We start from the raw sequence: 3,056 nt of genomic DNA on the forward strand, positions 1-3,056 counted from the left end.
CGGCGCGAAGGCGCCCGAAGTAAACGCCCGAGCTCAGGTGAAGACCGGCCCGCCGCAAGGTCTTGCACACGGGCGATCCAGAGCCGCTCTTGGTGCCGCGCGCCCGACCATGTCACCGCCGGCGCGCAACCGGGAGCCCTTGGACTCGACGTGGAGGAGGTTGATCGATGTGCACTCGACCTCTATACTCGCGCCTGTCATGAGTACCCCGATTCCACTGGACCCCATCGAGCCCGCTGTGCACGACGCTGGAGCCGCCGACCTCGATGCGCTCATCGCGGCCGAGCTCCCGGCCAGCCCTATCGCCGACTTCGATGCGCTGGTCGCTTCGCTGGCGCAAGAGCTCGACGAGGCCCGCGAAGTCCGATCCGCCCGGGAGTCCGAGCGCATGCAGCAGGCCGAGCGCCTGGTGGGAGCGCTCGAGGAGGCGATCGAGGAAGTCGAGGAGCAGCTTCGCCGGCTGGAGCCGCTCCTCGCCGAATTCGCCGGCCTCGGCAACTTGGGGAGCGCGGGCCACAGGCGAATCCTGGGTGCCTTCGAGAGCCTACGCACGCACCGGGACGCGCTCGCCGCCCGTCTCGACAGCCCTGCCCTGCTGGAGGCGCGCCAGCGCCGACAGGAGCGAGCCCGGCTGCTTCAGTCCGAGCTCCAGCTGCGCCTTCGTCCGGAGGCCTCCCGCGAAGTCATCGAGGCTTCCCTGAACGAAATCCTCTCCCTGGACATGACCGCGATGGCCTGGGCCGAGGAGCTTTGGATGAAGTTCTCGGCGGAAGCACGCGCCGCGGGCCGGACGGAGCACCTCCCCGCGGTCACGCGCTTCTGGAAGCAGGTGGCGCGACGTCTTGAGACCGGCGACCCGGAGTCGGGTGGCCGCGTCCGGGACCGGGCCATCCAACTCGAGCGCGAGGTCCTGGAGCGCGATCGCCACGCTATCGTGCAGCGGGACGCGACCGGGCTCGTGAAGGAGATCGCCGCCGGCATCCGCGGGCTGTCGCACCTGGGCACCCGCGAACAGATCGTCCAGCTCTCAATCTGGCTCGGGAAGCTGCGGAAGCTGCAGGACGAGCACAGCCTCGACGAGGCGCTGGACCGGGAGATCTATCTTACCTTCGGCTGCGTGAACGCCGCGCGCAAGGACTTGCACCTGGACCACTACTTCGATGCGCTCAACCGGAACTTCACCACAGACTGGGACGCCTATCTCGAGAAGTGGAAGGAGAAGCTCTCGGAAGCCCGGGACGAGGACCTCCGGGAGAAGGTAAGCCGGGCGGAAGCCGCGCAGCAGCAGCGGGACCGCGAACTGAAGGCAGAAGCCGCGCGCCAGCACCGCGAGGACGTACTCCGTCGGGTGATCGAGGAGCTCGCCGAACTCCGCGACGATGCGTCATGGATGAATGAGCCCGGCCAGCAGGAGTACCTGCGCGAGACGATCCTCGCCGGCGTGGATGCGGACGGCAACCAGTCCGCGGAGTTCATTACCGCGGTCAAGCCTTTTGCGGCGCTGGTTGCAATGGGTCGTGACTTCCGGAATCTACGGCGAGCGCTAGAGCGTGCCGGCGTTGACTTCAAGGCGGTACAGGCGATCACCCCGCCTGAGGAGCCGCGAATCGCTGACGAGCTCGCCGCGAAGCTCAAAGCGCGCTGGCAAGGGAAGATCTTGGCCGTGATCGGCGGGCTGCGCAAGGAAGAGACGAGAGTCGGTCTCGAGGAGAGCCTCGCGCTCAGCGAAGCGCGCTGGTACGAGTTCTACCGTGGCCGGGGCGAGAGCGAGGCGGCCGCGGCCGCCATCCGCGCCGGTGGCATTGACGTGGTGCTCCTCCTCATCCGCTTCGCCGGCCACAATATCAACGACTTCCGGGACCTCTGCGACGCCGCAGGCATCCCCTGCCGGACGGTCACCACCGGGGGTGGACTCACCTCCCTCCTGCGCGCGCTGGACCAGGGCTGAGCGCCGTGTGGCGAGCGGCGAAGAGCATGCCACTTGCAGTCCGGGCGGTCCACATCCCTTTCCCCAACCGATCGGCGCTGGCCTCGCCGCCCGCGGCCCGTTCCGGGGCAGCCTCGGTGGTTCGTAGCAGCGCGCGAGTGGTAGCTCACGGTGGCGATCGATCCCCAGAGGCCGTAGATCGCGCCGTTGAGCGTGTGCTGGGGCGGGAAGCTGGGGTACTCCTCCAGCCAGATCAGATCGCCCGGCGTGACGATGATCGAGCCGCCTGGATGTCCCGTGGCGACCTCGCCGCGCGCATCGCCGCCTCTGCCGCCGAGAGGTAGCGCTCCTCCCCCGTGAGCAGGTGCGCGCGCAGCAGGACCGAGAGGGTCAGGCCGTCCAGGGGCGTGGGCAGGGCCCGCGCCAGGAGCCAGTCGGTCAGGGTGATCGCCCGCGCCTTGCAGGAGTCGGCGCCGCTGATCAGGTAGTTCTCGAAGTTGGAGAGGATGACCTTGTCGATCCAGTGGGTGAAGTAGACGGGCTCGTCGAAACACCAGATGCGGCAGAGGGGGATGCCCTCGGCGTCGCGCAGCGTGTCCCGGGCGGCGAAGATGCGGTAGCTGCTGGTCAAGGCGTGGTTGGGATAGGGCGGCGGCATCGGAAAGCCCTGCTGCAGATCCAGAGGCCGCAGGCGCAGCTCGGCGCCGTCGGCGGTGAGATCGAGAACCTCGTAGCGAACCCAGCGCAGGCGGCGATCGGCGTCGTAGCCGTAGGCCCGCAAGCAGGGTTCGTCGAGGGCCGCGAGCGCGTCCGCGTCCAGCACGGCCACGCGCGCCGGCGCCTCGCCCCGCAGCGCGTCGCCCTGGCGCTTGCCCAGGGTCCAGAGCACCTGATCGAGGTCGGCGCCCTCTTCGCCCGCGATGGCGCTGAAACGGAGCGCGAAACCCTCCGGGACATCCGCGATCTCCGTGCCGCCCTGCCGATCGCAGGCCGTTCCGATTGCGCGCGGCGAGCCGGCGATCACGCGTGACCGCGAGCCGCTTGCTGGGGGTCTTGTCGTCGCAATCGAGTTGGCGGCTTCGCTCGACTTTCCTCAGCCCGGCGTGAGCGCCGCCACCTGCGCGGCAAA

The 3,056-nt window shown here is 69.0% G+C and carries 2 protein-coding genes; one reads left to right on the forward strand and one right to left on the reverse strand.

Annotated features, from left to right (window positions below):
- Window positions 1-160: 160 nt before the first annotated feature.
- Window positions 161-1,948, forward strand: a complete 1,788-nt coding sequence (locus FJ251_15010; GenBank protein ID MBM4119011.1) for a hypothetical protein — start codon at window positions 161-163, stop codon at window positions 1,946-1,948.
- A 232-nt stretch (window positions 1,949-2,180) separates the two neighbouring features.
- On the opposite strand, the gene FJ251_15015 is transcribed toward FJ251_15010, so the two are convergent.
- Entirely contained in the window at window positions 2,181-2,951 is a 771-nt protein-coding gene (locus FJ251_15015) for a hypothetical protein (GenBank protein ID MBM4119012.1), read from the reverse strand.
- Between the last annotated feature and the right edge of the window lie 105 nt (window positions 2,952-3,056).

It is taken from the genome of bacterium (assembly GCA_016873475.1).
Classification (GTDB): Bacteria; Krumholzibacteriota; Krumholzibacteriia; order JACNKJ01; family JACNKJ01; genus VGXI01.